General features: G+C 73.3%; 17 protein-coding genes and 1 pseudogene. 11 read left to right on the top strand and 7 right to left on the bottom strand.

Features of this window, described 5'->3' with window-relative positions; genetic code table 11:
- Positions 1–4 precede the first annotated feature (4 nt).
- The 5 genes and pseudogenes from AC3CHW_RS18575 to rpmB all read right to left on the bottom strand — a co-directional run.
- Positions 5–352 (bottom strand): hypothetical protein, encoded by a 348-nt coding sequence (locus AC3CHW_RS18575; RefSeq protein WP_488467198.1) that lies wholly within the window; start codon positions 350–352, stop codon positions 5–7.
- Between the two features lie 365 nt (positions 353–717).
- Positions 718–1,746 (bottom strand): rod shape-determining protein, encoded by a 1,029-nt coding sequence (locus AC3CHW_RS18580; RefSeq protein ID WP_398608080.1) that lies wholly within the window; start codon positions 1,744–1,746, stop codon positions 718–720.
- Between the two features lie 291 nt (positions 1,747–2,037).
- Entirely contained in the window at positions 2,038–3,759 is a 1,722-nt protein-coding gene (locus tag AC3CHW_RS18585; protein WP_488467199.1) for a bifunctional 3'-5' exonuclease/DNA polymerase, read from the bottom strand.
- A 203-nt stretch (positions 3,760–3,962) separates the two neighbouring features.
- Positions 3,963–4,268: a 30S ribosomal protein S14 gene (gene rpsN / locus AC3CHW_RS18590; RefSeq protein ID WP_488467200.1), complete on the bottom strand. Its 306-nt coding sequence runs from the start codon at positions 4,266–4,268 to the stop codon at positions 3,963–3,965.
- 2 nt (positions 4,269–4,270) lie between these two features.
- Positions 4,271–4,486 (bottom strand): annotated as a pseudogene (gene rpmB / locus AC3CHW_RS18595) (50S ribosomal protein L28); the annotation flags it as partial.
- Positions 4,487–4,587: 101 nt separating this feature from the next.
- Here rpmB and rpmG point away from each other — a divergent pair.
- From rpmG to AC3CHW_RS18620, 5 genes are all read left to right on the top strand, one after another.
- A complete protein-coding gene (gene rpmG, locus AC3CHW_RS18600; protein ID WP_176162525.1) occupies positions 4,588–4,752 on the top strand; it encodes a 50S ribosomal protein L33 in 165 nt (54 codons plus the stop codon).
- A gap of 64 nt (positions 4,753–4,816) precedes the next feature.
- Positions 4,817–5,071 carry a type B 50S ribosomal protein L31 gene (locus AC3CHW_RS18605; protein WP_488467201.1) on the top strand — a complete coding sequence of 85 codons (255 nt, stop codon included), beginning with the start codon at positions 4,817–4,819 and terminating at the stop codon, positions 5,069–5,071.
- On the top strand, positions 5,071–6,282 hold the full coding sequence (locus tag AC3CHW_RS18610) for a GTP-binding protein (RefSeq protein WP_488467202.1): 1,212 nt from the start codon (positions 5,071–5,073) through the stop codon (positions 6,280–6,282). The genes AC3CHW_RS18605 and AC3CHW_RS18610 overlap by 1 nt, the downstream gene beginning before the upstream one ends.
- A 343-nt stretch (positions 6,283–6,625) precedes the next feature.
- Entirely contained in the window at positions 6,626–6,862 is a 237-nt protein-coding gene (gene rpsR / locus AC3CHW_RS18615; protein WP_176162522.1) for a 30S ribosomal protein S18, read from the top strand.
- Positions 6,863–6,966: 104 nt separating this feature from the next.
- The gene (locus AC3CHW_RS18620; RefSeq protein ID WP_176162521.1) at positions 6,967–7,206 is read left to right on the top strand and encodes a DUF397 domain-containing protein; all 240 of its coding nucleotides are present in this window, start codon (positions 6,967–6,969) and stop codon (positions 7,204–7,206) included.
- Positions 7,207–8,117: 911 nt separating this feature from the next.
- Here AC3CHW_RS18620 and AC3CHW_RS18625 read toward each other — a convergent pair.
- Positions 8,118–8,687: an ATP-binding protein gene (locus tag AC3CHW_RS18625; protein ID WP_488467203.1), complete on the bottom strand. Its 570-nt coding sequence runs from the start codon at positions 8,685–8,687 to the stop codon at positions 8,118–8,120.
- Between the two features lie 305 nt (positions 8,688–8,992).
- On the opposite strand from AC3CHW_RS18625, the gene AC3CHW_RS18630 reads away from it, so the two are divergent.
- The 3 genes from AC3CHW_RS18630 to AC3CHW_RS18640 all read left to right on the top strand — a co-directional run bounded on the left by AC3CHW_RS18630 (position 8,993) and on the right by AC3CHW_RS18640 (position 12,265).
- On the top strand, positions 8,993–9,856 hold the full coding sequence (locus tag AC3CHW_RS18630; protein ID WP_187089241.1) for a helix-turn-helix domain-containing protein: 864 nt from the start codon (positions 8,993–8,995) through the stop codon (positions 9,854–9,856).
- Positions 9,857–9,942: 86 nt separating this feature from the next.
- Entirely contained in the window at positions 9,943–11,400 is a 1,458-nt protein-coding gene (locus AC3CHW_RS18635) for an aldehyde dehydrogenase family protein (RefSeq protein WP_459249576.1), read from the top strand.
- A 313-nt stretch (positions 11,401–11,713) separates the two neighbouring features.
- Complete coding sequence (locus tag AC3CHW_RS18640) at positions 11,714–12,265, top strand: DinB family protein (RefSeq protein WP_176162517.1); 552 nt, start codon at positions 11,714–11,716, stop codon at positions 12,263–12,265.
- Between the two features lie 92 nt (positions 12,266–12,357).
- Here AC3CHW_RS18640 and AC3CHW_RS18645 read toward each other — a convergent pair whose 3' ends face one another.
- The gene (locus tag AC3CHW_RS18645) at positions 12,358–13,131 is read right to left on the bottom strand and encodes a bleomycin resistance protein (protein ID WP_488467204.1); all 774 of its coding nucleotides are present in this window, start codon (positions 13,129–13,131) and stop codon (positions 12,358–12,360) included.
- A 118-nt stretch (positions 13,132–13,249) separates the two neighbouring features.
- On the opposite strand from AC3CHW_RS18645, the gene AC3CHW_RS18650 reads away from it, so the two are divergent.
- From AC3CHW_RS18650 to AC3CHW_RS18660, 3 genes are all read left to right on the top strand, one after another.
- Positions 13,250–13,912 (top strand): PadR family transcriptional regulator, encoded by a 663-nt coding sequence (locus tag AC3CHW_RS18650; protein WP_488471099.1) that lies wholly within the window; start codon positions 13,250–13,252, stop codon positions 13,910–13,912.
- A gap of 156 nt (positions 13,913–14,068) precedes the next feature.
- Positions 14,069–15,130, top strand: coding sequence for an ATP-binding cassette domain-containing protein (locus AC3CHW_RS18655; protein WP_488467205.1), 1,062 nt, complete (start codon positions 14,069–14,071; stop codon positions 15,128–15,130).
- Complete coding sequence (locus AC3CHW_RS18660; protein WP_488467206.1) at positions 15,127–15,993, top strand: ABC transporter permease; 867 nt, start codon at positions 15,127–15,129, stop codon at positions 15,991–15,993. Before AC3CHW_RS18655 ends, AC3CHW_RS18660 begins: the two co-directional genes overlap by 4 nt.
- Positions 15,994–16,002 lie beyond the last annotated feature (9 nt).

Raw genomic sequence — 16,002 nt, forward strand, 5'->3', positions numbered from 1 at the left:
CGGCTTATGTCCCCTCGTCGTGTCCGCCCCGCCCGGCCCCCGCCTCCGGCGTCCGCCAGCGACGCCCGCCCTCGGGGGCGGCGGGCGAGACGGGCGCGGGGAACGTCGGGTGGGGCAGACCGGGCTCGTCGTACCGGTGACGTGCCCAGGTGAACTTCTCCTCGTCGTAGTAGTGCCGCGCCCAGAACGAGTCCGGCCGGGCCAGCCGGCAGGTCGCGAACCACCAGCAGGGATGGGCGAACAAGCCGAGGACGAACATGCCGTACTTGCCCTTGAGACAGGTGATGACCGCGGGCACCGGGAGCGCTATGACCAACAGCGCGATGATGAGGATGCCGACGACGGTGTCCATGACGCTCTCCCTGCTAGGCCCGGCGCGCCTCGGCGATCGGAGCCCGTGTCGCGGTGGGGCCGTGTCCACGAGGGGCGGTGGCGGTGCGCGACGGCACGGCCGGGGCACGCGTCGGGGCAGCGGTGCGCGCTCCGGGCGAGGCCGGACCCGCCCCTCGTCGCACGGCGGGTACGGCTCAAGTCCACTGCCCATGAGGGTTGTTCAGCCAGCGGCGCCCGCGCCTGAACAATCCGCCGGCGCCGCCGTTGTCCGCTCGCGCCGCCGTCGCGTGCTCGCGCCGGCCGGGCGGTCCCGCGCGGGCGCCGAGCCGCCCGGCGCCCGCGCGGCCGAACGCGCTCGCCCGGTACCTCGGTGGCTCAGCTACCTCAGTGGCTCAGCGGCCCGAGCGGAAGCGGCTGGACCTTGCCCTCCAGGAGGGCGCCCAGGCCCTCGACGGCGCACAGGTCGGGCCGGTCGGCGACGTGCGTGTGCATGCCGGTGCCCTGGGCGAGCAGTTCGTCCAGGCCGGCCAGGCGCGCGCTGCCGCCCGCGAGCACGACGCCCCGGTCGGCGAGGTCGGCCACCAGGTCGGGCGGGCAGCGTCGGAGCACGGCCCGCATGGCGTCCAACACGCCGGTGAGCGGCGAGCGCACGATGGCCCGTACGTCGGCGGCGTCCACGTAGACGGACTTGGAGAGCCCGGTGGTCACGTCCCTGCCGTGCACCTCGGCGCCCCCGACGGACGGGTCGGCGCCGCGCAGCACCTCGTGCAACGGGTGCCCGCTCTGGCCGGGCAGCAGCAGTTCGTGGCGGGTTCGGAGGTGTTCGAGGACGGCCCGGTCGATGATGTCGCCGCCCACCGGGATCTTCTCCGCGGCCACGATCGCGCCCATGGACAGCACCGCGATGTGCGTGGTCGTCGCGCCGCAGACGACGATCATCGTGGCCTCGGGCCGTTCCACCGGCAGCCCGCACCCCACGGCCGCGGCGATCAGCGTGTCCACTAGCTCGACCCGGCGCGCCCCGAGCCCGGCCAGCGTCTCGGCCGCGGCGCGCCGGGCCAGCGGGTCGGCGTCGTGCGAGACGCAGACGGCGGCCCGCAGCAGCGGCTTGCGCCGCCAGGCGCGGCGCACCTTGTTCCCGACGAAGAACCGCAGCATGCGCTGGGCGATGTCGATGTCCACCACGGTGCCGCCGCTGACCGGTCGCACGACGCGGATGTGCCCGGGCGTGCGGCCCGTCATCCGCTCGGCCAGCGAGCCGACGGCGATGAGCGAGCCGGTACGGGTGTTCACCGCGGCGACGGTCGGCTGGTCGACGATGAGCCCGACCTCCTTGAGGTAGACCCGGGTCCGGGCGGCGCCGAGATCGACGGCCACCGAACAGCGGCACAGTTGCTCAAGGCTGAGGCTCACGAGGCACTCCCTTATCCCACTCGCCCGGGCGACACCGGAGCCGCCCGCCCGGCGGCCCCACGCTCATCGTCCGAGCCCCCCGGCCCCCGCGCGCGCTGGACTACGCCGCCCGCATGACCCCTCATCACCGTGCCCGCCCACGCCCCGCGCGCCGAACCCCGGCCCGGGCCGCGTGCCGAACCCCCGGTCCGGGCCGCGTGCCGCGCGGCGACGACCCCGCCCCGGTGCGCGCCCTCATCCGCCCCGGGTGTCCGCCGCAGCCCTTTCAGCCCTTCAGTCCTTTCGGTCCTTTCAGTCCTTCGCGTCCGCGTAGCAGGTCACCACGGACGGGGTCAGCGGGAAGCGGACCGGGGTGGTGCCGAAGGCTATGGTGCCCGCGAGGTCCGCGGCGGCCTGGATGGCCTCGGTGACCTGGGCCGCCTCCTCCAGCGGGCAGTGCACGATCACCTCGTCGTGCTGGAAGAACACCAACTCGGCCTGGAGCGTGGCCAGTTCGCGCCGGAGCGCGGCGAGCATCAGCAGGGCCCAGTCGGCCGCGCTGCCCTGTACGACGAAGTTGCGGGTGAACCGCCCACGGGCCCGCGCCCGCGCGCCGACCCCGTACGCCCCCGCGGAACCCGCGGCCCCGGCGGGCCCCGCGCCCTCCGCCGGCGCGGTCTCCTCCGCCTGGGGCAGCCCCGCCTCGTCCGACCCGGCGTCGAGCCCCTCCGAGGCGGCGGGGCAGGTACGGCCCAGCCAGGTGCGCACCAGGCGGCCCTCCTCGCCGGCGCGGGCCGCCTCGTCCACATAGGCGACCGCGGCGGGGAAGCGGCGGCGCAGGTCGGCGAGGTGTTTGAGGGCGTCGCCCGAGGTCTGCCCGTAGATCGCGCCGAGCAGGGCCAGCTTCGCCTGCGCGCGGTCGCCGGCGAAAGCCCGGTCGGACAGCGCCGCGTACAGGTCGCGCGCGCTGCCCGCGACCTCCATCAGCCCCCGGTCCCGCGAGATGGCGGCGAGCACGCGGGGCTCCATCTGCTCCGCGTCGGCCACCACCAGCCGCCACCCCGGGTCGGCGATCACCGCGCGCCGCACCACCTTGGGGATCTGGAGCGCGCCCCCGCCGTTGGTGGTCCAGCGCCCGGACACCGTGCCGCCCGGCAGGTACTCGGGCCGGAACCGCCCGTCGCGCACCCAGGACTGGAGCCAGGACCAGCCGTGCGCCGTGTAGAGCCGGTAGAGCTTCTTGTACCGCAACAGCGGCTCCACCGCCGGGTGGTCTATCTCCCGCAGCTCCCAGGCGCGCGTCGAGCCGATCCGGATGTCGGCGCGCGCGAACGCCCGGACGATGTCGGCGGGCAGGTCGGGCCGCACCCGGCTGCCGAACGCCCGCGAGACCTCGTCCGCCAGCTCGGTCAGCCGCCGCGGCTCCTGGCCCCCCGCGTACCGCTCGCCCAGGAGCTCGGCCAGCACCTGCCGGTGCACGTCGGCCCGCCAGGGCACGCCGGCCCGCCGCATCTCGGCGGCGACGAGCATGCCGGCCGACTCCGCCGTGATGAGCAGCCGCATCCGCTCCGGCCGCTCGACGGCCGCCGTGCGCTCCACCTGGTCGGCGTAGACCGCGAGCAGCGCCTCCAGCGGGTCGGTGCCCGGCGGCAGCGGCGGCGGGCCCGCCTCGAACAGCGACGGCTGCGTGTCGGCCGTGCGCACCGGGGGGTCGTCCGGCACCGGCAGCCCGCGCAGCCGCGCCCACGCCGCGGCCAGCGAGCGCGGCTGCCGCCCCCACTGGCCCGCGTACCCGAGCAGCAGCGTCTCGGCGACCTCCACGTCGTAACACCGCTCCACCCGCACGCCCGCGGCGAGCAGGCGGCCGTACACCTCGGCGGTGGACCGCCACACCCACCGCGTCACCTCCGGCCGCTCGCGCACCGCGGACACCAGGTCGCGCGCCTGGTGGACCGGCCCGCTCGGCCGCCCCGCGTCGTCGAGCGGGCAGAGGCGCACACCCCCGTCGTCCGCCTCTGCCACCGCCCATCTCATGCCACGGAGTCTCCCAGGGGGGTCTGACAATCCCGTGGCCAGAACCGGAGCCCCTTACGCCGATTGGCGTCTGACCTGGTTCTTTCCGTAGCCCGGCGGGTCGCGTGCGGTGCCTTGGGCCGTCCCCGCCGCCCCGGGCCCCGAGGCCGTGCGGCCCGGAGTGGCCGCGCCCCGGGATTGTCCGCCCCGGGGCGCGGGACCGGTCACCAGCTCGCCTTGCGCACCCCCGGCAGGTAGCCCGCGTGGGCCCGCTCGCGCAGGTTGAGCCGGGACAGGCCGAACGCGCGCGGGTAGCCGCGCGGGCGGCCGTCGACGCTGTCCCGGTCGCGCACCCGGGTGGCGCTCGCGTCGCGCGGCTGGCGGCTCAGCTCCCGCCGCGCGACGCGGCGCTCCTCGTCGGGGGTGCGCGGGTCGCGGATCACGGCCCTGAGGGCCGCGCGCCGCACCGCGTACCGCGCGACGACCAGGCGCCGCCGCTCGTTCTTGGCGATCTTGCTCTGCTTGGCCATCGGACCTTCTCCCCTCGGGCGCGGACGCGGGCCACGGCGGCCTCGATGCCCAGCGCGTCCACCGTCTTGACCCCCTTGGCGCTCAGCGTGAGCCGCACGAAGCGCCGCTCGCTCGGCAGCCAGTAGCGCCTGCGCTGGATGGTGGGGTCGAAGCGGCGGGGCGTGCGCCGGTGCGAGTGCGAGATGGAGCGGCCGAACGCGGGCGCGCGGCCCGTCAACTGGCAGTGCGCCGACCTGGCGGGTCGCCTCCTCGGACGGGGCCGGAACCGGGCTCGATCGGCCTAATGAAAATGGAAACCATTTCTGTATAGTAGTCGCCATGGCCCGAAACGAACTACGCCCAGTGATCAAACTGCGTTCCACCGCCGGCACCGGCTTCACCTACGTGACGCGCAAGAACCGCCGCAACGACCCCGACCGGCTCCAGCTCCGGAAGTACGACCCGCTCGTCAGACGGCACGTCACCTTCCGGGAAGAGCGCTGACCCGCCCCCGACCACCCACCGCCCGCGGCCCCGCCGCGCGCCCGGCCACACCAGGAGTCCCGCCATGAAGCCCGGCATCCACCCCCCGTACCGCCCGGTGGTCTTCCGCGACCGCGCGGCCGACTACGCCTTCCTCACCCGGTCCACGGCCACCAGCGACAGGACCATCGACTGGCCGGACGGCAACACGTACCCCGTCATCGACGTCGAGATCTCCTCGGCGAGCCACCCCTTCTACACCGGCACCGCGCGCGTCCTGGACACCGCCGGCCGGGTGGAGCGGTTCGAGCGCCGGTACGGCAGGCGGGGGGCCCGCTGATGGGCCGGGACGCGCTGACCGTGGCGATCGTCGCCGGGCTGCACGCGGACGCGCGCCGCGCGACCGTCGAGCGACTGCTGCGCGCCGTGCCCGGCAGCGTCGCCGTCCACCACGACCTGGCGACGGCCGGCGAGGGCGCGGTGCGCCGCACGGTGCGCGACCACCGGGAGGTCCTGGAGCACGGCACGGCGCCGATGGTGAACGACTGCGCCTGCTGCGCGCTCCGCGCCGACCTGGTGCCGACGCTGGAGCGGCTGGCCGCGGGTGGCTGGTTCTCGCTGGCCGTCGTGGAGCTGTGGGACGCGGTCGAGCCGCAGTCGGTGGCCGAGGCCGTGGCCGCGGCGCAGGCGGCGCCGGACCAGCCAGGGCTGCGCCTGGGCGGCGTGCTCGCGGCCGTCGATCCCGCGCTCGTCGTGCCGTACCTGTCCTGCGGCGACGACCTGGCGCAGGCCGGCCTCGCGGTGGCGGAGTCCGACCAGCGGACGGTGGGCGACACCTGGGCGCGACAGGTGGAGTACCCGTCCGTGCTGGCCCTGGTGCCCGGCGACGCGGACGCCGAGGGCGCGGCGGCGGACTCACCCGAGGAGGTGGCGGCGGAGGAGGCGACCGGGCGGGCGCTCGTGGCCCAACTGCACCCGACGGCCCGCCTGGTGTCGGTCGACGCGGTGGGCGACCTCGCGGCGGCGGCGCTCGCCGCCTTCGACGTGGACGCGGCGGCCGGCCGGCAGCACCCGGCGTGCGCACTGCTGCCGCAGGAGGCGGACGCGGACGGGGTCGCCACCCTGGTCTGGCGCCGGACGCGCCCCTTCCACCCGGGGCGGTTGTACGCCGCCCTTGAGGACCTGACCTGCGCGGCGGCCCGCAGCCGCGGCCGGTTCTGGCTCGCGGACCGGCCGGACACGCTGCTGTCGTGGGACGCGGCGGGCGGCGCGCTGTGTGTGGAGAGCGCCGGCCCGTGGCTGGCCGGGCTGCCGGACGCGGCCTGGGAGCTGGTCCCGCCGGTGCGCCGGGTGGCCGCCGCGCTCGACTGGCACCCCGAACACGGGGACCGGGCCCAGCACCTGACGTTCACCTCGCCGGAGCTCGACCGTGCCGGGCTGGTCGCGCTGCTCGAGTCGTGCCTGTTGACGGACGCGGAATACGCGGCGGGCCACGCGGCGTGGCGTTCCCTGCCGGGCGCGTTCGACGAACTCCTCGACCCCGTTCTCTGAATTCGCTCTCGTTTACCCGCGATTCACGTACCCATGCCGGTGATACGCGTCTCAGCGAAGACCTCCATTCACATCCGCATGTGAATGCGTCCGCACCGAGCGTGCCCGTCTCCACGCCCACCGTGCTGGACTTACCGATTCCGGCCCGAACCGCCCCGCGCGGCACCCCGCGATAACCGCGGGGCACATGAGAACGCGTACGCCGACTCCGCGGTACGTGGCGCCACCACGCGGAGTACGCGTCCCCGTACTTAGCCGTACGGATCGCTACCTTCCGCGCCCTTCCGCGCGCTCCCGCATCGCTGAATTCGCCCGAACTCTCCCGAAAGGACCGCTCTTTCCCATGGCTCGTTCCGCACAGCTCCGCAAAAACCTGAAGCCGAAGCCCAACCCCTTGGACGTGCTTGGCGTCTCGTATATCGACTACAAGAACACCGACCTGCTCCGTAAGTTCATTTCCGATCGTGGCAAGATCCGTAGTCGCCGGGTGACGCGCGTCTCCGCCCAGCAGCAGCGGCAGTTGGCGCGGGCGATCAAGAACGCCCGCGAGATGGCGTTGTTGCCTTACGCCGCGCGGTGATCATTCGGGTACGCCGCGTGCACGTGCATCCGCTCATGCATCAGCAGATGAACGGGACTATGATCCGGGGTAGTTGACGACTGCAATCACCCACGGAGAGTTCTGTGCACCACGCGTATAACGGCATGGCGGCGACGGACCTCCCGGGGGTCGCCTGGCAGAAGAGCAGGCACAGCAATTCACAGGGTTCCTGCGTTGAATTCGCGAGACTGCCGGGTGGAAACGTCGCCGTCCGTAATTCCCGCTATCCGGACGGTCCGGTGCTCGTCTACACGCCCGCTGAGATCGAGGCCATGCTGCTGGGCGTGAAGGACGGGGAGTTTGACCACCTGGTGGGTGATTGACCCCTATCGCGCTGAGCCCGCCGCGTCGCTGGCCGGCCCCCGCCCGGGCCCGTTGAATGCCCACCGGGCGGCGGAATCCCGGGATTCGCCCGGGCGAACCGGTCGGCTGCGCGTCCCGATCGCGGCATTTCCGGTGCGCGTGGGGCGATGAGCCGGGGCGGCCCGACGGCGTCCGCGCACCGGCCGCCGGCCCGCAGCCGTCCCACCCGCGACCGCCGAGCGGCCCCGGCGCCGGCCCCGCGCCACCTCGCGAGCCGGTGCCGGCCGGGGGGCGCGGCGCGGCGCGTTTCGGGGCCGGCCGGGCTGGCCGGCCCCGGGGAACCGGGCGCGACGTAGCCCGTACTGGTGCGGTTGGGGTGGGGGCGGTAGACGCTGGAGGGAGTCGGCCCGACGGGACGCGCGGACGCCGGGCCGTCGTCGGGCCCCGGCTTCTCCCCGCCGCGCGTCCACGCGCGGTGGACGGGGTCGAAGGGGTCCCGTGGGCGGGGCCGTCGGGCTCGTGGGCGCGGTGCGTTGGCGCCGCTTCGGGTCGCTCTATGGGGTGATGGCGCCGTTGGAGCGTCAGCCGGTCGGGGGACAGGCCCCGCCCCGGCCGTCCCGCGCGCGGCCCGGCCCCGGCCACTCAGCCGCCCCCGTGGCCCGGCACGGACCGCACGGGGCTTCCGTAGTCATATGCGCCAACCTCGCGGCCCCACCGCGCTGTCCGCCGCGCTCCCCACCGGGACCGCGCCGGGGCGCGCGGTGGCGGGACGGCCAGACCCGTACGCCCGGCAGGGCCCCGCCCCGTGAGGACCCGCCCGGCCAGACCCCGCCCCGCGAGGGCCCGCCCCGGCGGGGTGGCGCCGGGCAGGCGGACAGCCCCGCGCCGTTGGTTCGGGGCGCGGGGCGGTGTCGGGCGGCGGTCGCGGGGGTCAGCCCTCGCTGCGGGGGAGTTGGAACAGGGCCCAGACGACCTTGCCGCGCAGCGTTCCCGCCAGCGGGTGCCAGCCCCAACTATCGCTGAACGACTCGACCAGGTAGAGCCCGCGGCCGGACTCGGCCGCCCCGTTGAGTTCGGGGAACAGGGCCGTGTCGCCGGTGACCGGGCTGACCTCGCTCGGGTCGCGCACCGCGCACACCAGCCGCGAGGTCCACCGCATCAGGTGCAGCCGCACGGCCGGTTCGACAACGGCCATGGGGCCGCCCCCGTGACCGACCCCATGGCCTGCTTGTGGGCGGGAGCCGAGGCTCTCGCGGTCCTCGCCGGGCAGCGCGTGCCGCAGTGCGTTGGTGACCAGCTCCGACACGACCAGCGCCACGTCGTCGAAGAGCTGGGTCAGGTCCCAGCCGTGCAGGGTGGCGCGGGTGAACTCGCGAGCGCCCTTGACGGCGTCGTAGCGGGCTGCCAGCGCGCAGGACGCGGAGTTGGAGAGCGCCGAGGGGTCGATGGGAGGCAGGCCCTGCCATAACGGCTCGACCATGGTCGATCCTTTGATCCCCATGCGAGGCACTCCTGGCATTCGTGGCCGTGACGACCCTGGCTGGATCTGCAAACAGCGTGCACGTGCGCGAGCTCCAGGATTCCCAATGTCCGGACCAGATGCAAGGGCAGATGCACGTGCACGTGGCCGGTTTGCTCCGAACTGGGCTCGTTGGCGGGGAATTCTTCTCAAGGTCACTTGCGTCCATCTCACATCTGGGTAATGAGATGCGCACTCAACGGAGCCTAGAAGTGGCAGACTTCGCGGCCGAGGGTCCGTGGGGGCGTGCCCGGGCGGGTACGGAACGTACAGGGAGGGTCACGGAAATGGCCACAAGTGAGTCGAGTGGATCGGTAGTGCGCCGCATCCTCCTGGGCTCTCAGCTCCGACGACTCCGCGAATCGCGTGGCATCACGCGTGAGGCGGCTGGTTATTCGATCCGTGCTTCCGAGTCCAAGATCAGCCGCATGGAGTTGGGCAGGGTGAGCTTCAAGGCACGTGACATCGAGGACCTGCTCACGCTCTACGGGGTCGCGGACGAGGCGGAACGTTCGGCGCTGCTCGGACTCGCCCGGGAGGCCAATGTGGCGGGTTGGTGGCACAGCTACGGCGACGTACTGCCCGGCTGGTTCCAGACGTACGTCGGCCTTGAGGGCGCCGCTTCCCATATCGGCGTCTACGAGGTGCAGTTCATCCACGGCCTGTTGCAGACCGAGGACTACGCGCACGCGGTCGTCGCCCGTGGGCAGCGCGACGCGTGCGCGAGCGAGGTGGACCGGCGGGTGGCGCTCCGCCTTGAGCGGCAGAAGCTGCTGGTCTCCGAGCGGGCCCCGGAGTTTCACGCCGTACTGGACGAGGCGGCGCTGCACCGGCCGTACGGTGACGCGACGGTGATGCGCGCCCAACTGCGGCACCTGCTCGAGGTGTCCGAGCAGCCGAACGTCACGCTCCAGGTCATGCCGTTCAGCTTCGGTGGCCATTCCGGCGAGAGCGGGGCCTTCACGATGCTGCGCTTTCCGGAACCCGACCTGCCGGACATCGTGTATCTGGAGCAACTCACCAGCGCGCTCTACCTCGACAAGCGCGAAGAGGTCACGCAATACGAGCGGGCGATGGAGCGGCTGCGTTCGGACAGCTTGTCTCCGGCCAAATCCCGGGATTTGCTGAGGGCCCGTCTCCAATTGCTGTGAGCCCTCACTACGATGACGGTCCATCAGGAGACCCCGCCCAGCCCCCGGGTGGCCAGCCGCCTCCCGGCCTTCAGATAAGGGATGGCATGTCCTACTTCTCCGAGTTGGCCTATCAGTACATCGACGGTGAGTGGCGGGTCGGGAGCGGCTCGTGGGACATCGTGGACTTCGATCCGTACAACGGGGAGAAGCTCGCCTCGATCACCATTGCCACGGTCGAGGAGATCGACCTGGCCTACCGCGCCGCCGAACGGGCGCAGCGTGGCTGGGCCGAGATGAACCCGTACGCCAGGCGGCAGGTGTTCGAGCGGGCGCTGCGCATCGTCGAGGACCGTGAGGCCGAGATCGCCGAGGCGATCACGGCGGAGGTCGGTGGCACGCAGGCCAAGGCCGGGTTCGAACTCCACATCGTGAAGGAGTTCCTGCGCGAGGCCATCCAGCTCGCGCTGCGGCCCGAGGGGCGCATCCTGCCCTCGCCCATCGACGGCAAGGAGAACCGCGTCTACCGGGAGCCGGTCGGCGTCGTCGGCGTCGTCAGCCCCTTCAACTTCCCCTTCCTGTTGTCGATCAAGTCGGTGGCGGCGGCCATCGCGCTCGGCAACGCGGTCGTGCTCAAGCCGCACCAGAACACCCCGGTGTGCGGCGGCGGGCTGGTCGCCAAGGTCTTCGAGGACGCCGGGCTGCCGGCCGGCGTGCTCAACGTCGTCATCACGGACATCGCCGAGATCGGCGACGCGCTCATCGAGCACCCGGTGCCCAAGGTGATCTCCTTCACCGGCTCCGACAAGGTCGGCCGGCACGTGGCCACGGTCGCCGCGGCCGGTTTCAAGCGCACCGTGCTGGAGCTGGGCGGCGACAGCGCGATGATCGTGCTGGACGACGCGGACGTCGACTACGCGGTGGACGCCGCGGTCGTGAGCCGCTTCGCGCACCAGGGGCAGATCTGTATGGCCGCCAACCGGGTGCTCGTGGACCGTTCCATCGAGCGCGAGTTCACCGAGAAGTTCGTCGCCCGGGTCAAGGCCCTCAAGGTCGGCGATCCCCGCGACCCCGAGACCCACATCGGCCCGCTGATCAACGAGGGCCAGGCCGAGGCGATCGGCGGCATGGTGGAGCAGATCGTGGCCGACGGGGCGACCGCCCTGGTGCGGGGCACCGTCGAGGGCACGATGGTCAGCCCGACCGTGCTCACCGACGTCAACCCCGAATCGTCGGTGTACGGGCAGGAGTTCTTCGGCCCCGTGGTGATGCTGATCCCCTTCGACGGCGAGGAGGAGGCGCTGCGCATCGCCAACGAGACCAGCTACGGGTTGAGCGGCGCCGTGCACACCGGCGACATCGAGCGCGGCGTGCGGCTGGCCCGCAAGGTGCGTACCGGGATGATCCACGTCAACGACGGCACCGTGCACGACGAGCCGATCGTCCCGTTCGGCGGCGAGAAGTCCTCCGGCGTCGGGCGGCTGAACGGTGAGGCGATGGTGGACTGCTTCACCACCACGAAGTGGATCTCCATCCAGCACGGCCGCACCAGCTTCCCCTTCTGACCCGCTCCGGCGCACCGGGCCCGTCCCACACCACCCGCGCCCGGCGCCCCACCCGCATCCCCGGCCCCACCCGCATCCCCGGCCCCACCCGCATCCCCGGCCCCGCCCGGACCTCGGTCCCGGCGGGGCCGTCGTATGGGCGGGGGCGGGGCGGGGCGGGCGCGGGCCCGGTAGGAGGACGGCGCTGACAAGGCGCTTCGGGCCGCGTCCGCTTGCGGACAGAACCTGTCCGCAAGGCTGCGTAGCGTGTTCTTCAACGAGGCCGGGGAACGCACCGGCCCCATCGGAGAGCCCCACCGGAGAGGCGGACCCCATGCCCACTTTCGTTGACGCCGAGCCCCGCGGCGACGAGCGCACCGCGCTGCTGAACTACCTCGCCGCCCAGCGCGGCGGCATCCGGCGGGCCCTGCTCGGACTGACCGACGAACAGGCGACCCAGAAGCCGACGGTGAGCGAGCTGTCGCTGTTCGGCCTGCTCAAGCACGTGGCCGAGGTGGAGCAGGGTTGGATCATGGGCACGCTCGCCGGGCGCCCGGAGGAGACCGTGCAGCGGACGTTCGAGAACTGGCACGAGTCCTTCGACCGGGTGGGCGAGGAGACGGTGGCCGGTCTGCTCGCGTACTACGAGAAGGTCGCCCGGCAGACCGAGGAGTACGTCAACTCGCTGCCCGACCTGGACGTCGTCGTCACGCTGCCGGAGGCGCCCTGGTACCCGCAGGACCGGGACCGCTCCGCGCGCTGGATTCTGCTGACCATGATCCAGGAGGTGGCCCGGCACGCGGGGCACGCGGACATCATCCGGGAGGCGATCGACGGGAAGACCGCGTTCGTGCTGGTGGACGAGGCGGGCGACGGCGCGGTGTGAGCCGCGCGCCCGCGCCGGGCGGGCCCCGTACCCCCTCGCGTACGGGGCGCCCGCCCGCGCCGGGGCCGGCCCGGCCGGTCACCGGGGGCGAACTAGGCCGGCCCGGCGCCCGCTTCGCCGCCGAGTTCCTCGCGCAGTTCGTCGGCCCGGCGCAGCGCGTCGCGCACGCTCGCCCGCTCCTCGGGCGTGAGCGTGATGTCGTCGGCCCGGCGGAGCGACTCCGCGCCCCGCTCCGGCTCGTCCAGCCGGATCGCGAGGTCGGCGCGGAGCACCAGCGCGGCCACCCACTCCGGCGCCGTCGGCCGCTCCCCGGCCGCGTCGGCGCCCGGCTCCTCGGGCGCGGCGGCCTCCGCCCTGGCCAGCGCCCGGTCGAGCACGCGAGCCGCCTGCCGGTGGTCGCCCTTGGCGTCGCCGAGCAGCGCCGCCAGGTGCAGCGCGCGAGCGAACGCCCCGTCCGGTTGCGGCCCGTGCTCCCGGCTCTCGCCGGTCGGCTGGCCGATCCGCAGGCAGTTGCCACCGGGGTCGGTCACCAGGAACTGCCGCACGCCGTACGTGGTGTCCCGCAGCGGCCCGATCCGCGGGATGCCGCGCGTGGGCACCCTGCCGTACGCCGCCCGCAGGCCGGCGCGGAACGCCGCGTGTAACGCGTCCACGGCTTCGGTGGAGATCAGGCAGGTGCTGTAGGAGGTGGCCGGGTCGTGTCGGCGCATCCCGAAGAAGTGCAGGGCTATCGCGCCGCGTTGGACCACCGCGTACGGGTTGGGGCTGGTCTGCTCGAAGCTGACCTCGAAGCCGAGGGCGCGGTAGAAGTCGAGGGTTTCCGGGATCGAGCGGCACGGGAACACGGGCGTGGTCGTCTCCGTCATGCCGGCGAGCTTCCCAGCCGGAGCGGGACTAGTCAAAATTGAATAGCTCTTCGGCGGCCGTCTAATCTTGGTGTTGACAAGCGGGCGCGTGTGTGGCGTGGAGATGGGGTGGCGGGCGATGTCGGCGATGCGGTTGCTGGTGCTCGGGGCGGTGCGGCAGCACGGGCGCGCGCACGGCTACATGGTGCGCAACGACCTGGAGTTCTGGGGCGCCCATGAGTGGTCCAACGCCAAGCCCGGGTCGATCTACCACGCGCTCAAGCAGATGGCCAAGCAGGGCCTGCTGTTCGCCCACGACGTCGCGCCGAGCACGGCGGGCGGCCCGCCGCGCACCGAGTACGAGCTGACCGACAAGGGGGAAGAGGTCTTCTTCGCCCTGCTCAGGGAGGCGCTGTCGAGCTGGAACCCCAAGCTCGACGTGCTCAGCGCGGGCGTCGGGTTCATCGTGGACCTGCCGCGCGAGGAGGCCATCGCACTCCTGCGGCAGCGCCTCAAGGGCCTGGAGGACTGGCACGACGCGGTGACGGAGTCGTACGTGCCGGCCGAGGGTGCCGAGTCGATCGGGCACATCGCCGAGATCATGGAGCTGTGGCTGTCCGCCGTGGACAGCGGTACGGCCTGGACGCGCGCCCTGATCGAGCGGCTCGAGGGCGGCGCGTACGTCATGGCGGGCGAGGGCGAGCGGTTCCGGGCGGTGCTCCCGGAGGGCGTCGAGAACCCGTACGGCACGGTCCCGCACCCGGGCGACGCGGCGGCGGGCGGGCCGCCGCGGGGCGAGTAGCCGCCGGGCGCCCCCGGGGTGCGACGGGGGCGCGGGTTCGGTAATCAAGTTTGACTAACCGCGCGGGCGGGCAGTACCTTCTGCGCTCCTAGTCAAACTTGACTACTGGAGTGCGGGGCGGCGGCGTCCCGCAGTCGGCGGCTGGAGGGGAAGGCATTGGCTGACCACGATCACGCGATCGTCGTCGAGGGGTTGGAGAAGCGGTACGGGAAACACCGGGCCCTGGACGGGCTCGACCTGGTGGTGCCGCGCGGCACCGTACGCGGCGTGCTCGGCCCGAACGGCGCCGGCAAGACGACCAGCGTGCGGGTGCTCGCGACGCTGCTGCGGGCCGACGGCGGGCGGGCCCGCGTCGCCGGGTTCGACGTGGCGACCCACCCCGACGAGGTGCGGTACCGGATCGGGCTGCTCGGGCAACACGCGGCGGTGGACGAGGAGTTGAGCGGCTTCCAGAACCTGGAGATGTTCGGCAGGCTCTACCACCTCGGGGCCGGCCGGGCCCGGCGGCGGGCCGGCGAACTCCTTGAGCAGTTCGGCCTGGCCGAGACCGGGAAGAAGGCCATCAAGCAGTACAGCGGCGGCATGCGGCGCCGGCTCGACCTCGCGGCAGGGCTCATCATGCGCCCCCAGGTCCTCTTCCTGGACGAGCCCACCACCGGGCTCGACCCACGGGGGCGGCGCGAGGTGTGGAACGCGGTGCGCTCGCTGGTCGGCGACGGCACGACGGTGCTGCTCACCACCCAGTACCTGGAGGAGGCCGACCAACTCGCCGACCGCATCACGGTCGTCGACCACGGCCGCGCCATCGCCGAGGGCACCGCGGACGAGCTGAAGTCGACCATCGGCGGGGACCGGATCGACGTGGTGCTGCACCACGCGGACGACCTCCCGGCCGCCGCGTCCGTCCTCGCCATGGCGGCGCGCGCGGACGGCGTCGAGACCGACGAGGACGCGCTGCGCGTCAGCGCCCCCGTCGCGGACCGGGTGGCGGCGCTGACCGAGACCGTACGGGCGCTGGCCGCGGCCGGCATCGAGGCCAGGGACATCGCGCTGCGCCGCCCCACCCTCGACGAGGTCTTCCTGCACCTGACGGGCGCGCGCCCGGACGAGGAGGGCTCCCGGACGGAGAAGGGCTCCCGGGCGGAGAAGGGGGCCGCCCTGGCGGGGGCGGCGGCGGGCGAGCGGGGCGTACGGAACGAAGGGGAGGCGGCGGAATGACGGCGACGGCGACGGACGCGCGGGGGACGGACGCGCGGGAGCTGACCATGATGGCGCGGCCCACGGGGCTGGCGGGGCGGCTCGGCTGGGCGCTGACCGACTCCTGGACGATGACCCGGCGCGAGCTGGCCCACTGGGCCCGGCAGCCGGTGCAGCTCGTCGTGGGGCTGGTCTTCCCGGTGATGATGCTGGTGATGTTCGCGTACTTCATCGGCGGCGGCATGCACGTCGCCGGGGGAGGGGACTACAAGGAGTTCCTGTTCCCCGGGATGCTCGCGCTGACCATGGCGTTCGGCATCGAGTCCACGATGGTGTCGGTCACCACGGACCTCAACAAGGGCGTGCTCGACCGCTTCCGGGCGATGCCGATGAGCAGGTCGGCGGTGCTCGTCGGGCGCAGCGCGGCCGACATGATCGAGTCGCTGGTCAGCGTGTCGGTGCTGCTGGTGGCGGGGCTGCTGATGGGCTGGCGCTGGCACGGCGGGTTCGCCGCCGGCGTCGCGGCGATCGGGCTGCTGCTCCTGCTGCGCTTCGCGATGCTCTGGGTGGGGATCTACCTGGGCATGGCCGCCGGGAAGCCGGAGTTGGTGCAGGCGGTGCAGATCCTGGTCTGGCCCGTCGGCTTCCTGTCCAACGCGTTCACGTCGGCCGACACCATGCCGGACTGGCTGGGCGCCATCGCGGAGTGGAACCCGATGTCCGCCACCGCGACGGCCGTCCGCGACCTGTTCGACAACCCCGGCTGGGGCGGCGACTCCTGGGCCGCGGACCACGCGGGCCTGCTGGCCGTCGTCTGGCCGCTGGCGCTGATCGTGGTGTTCGCCCCGCTGGCCGTGCGGCGCTACCAGCGCCTCGGCGGCTGACACCGGCGC

Source organism: Streptomyces sp. MGP-BFMKR1 (assembly GCF_057766585.1).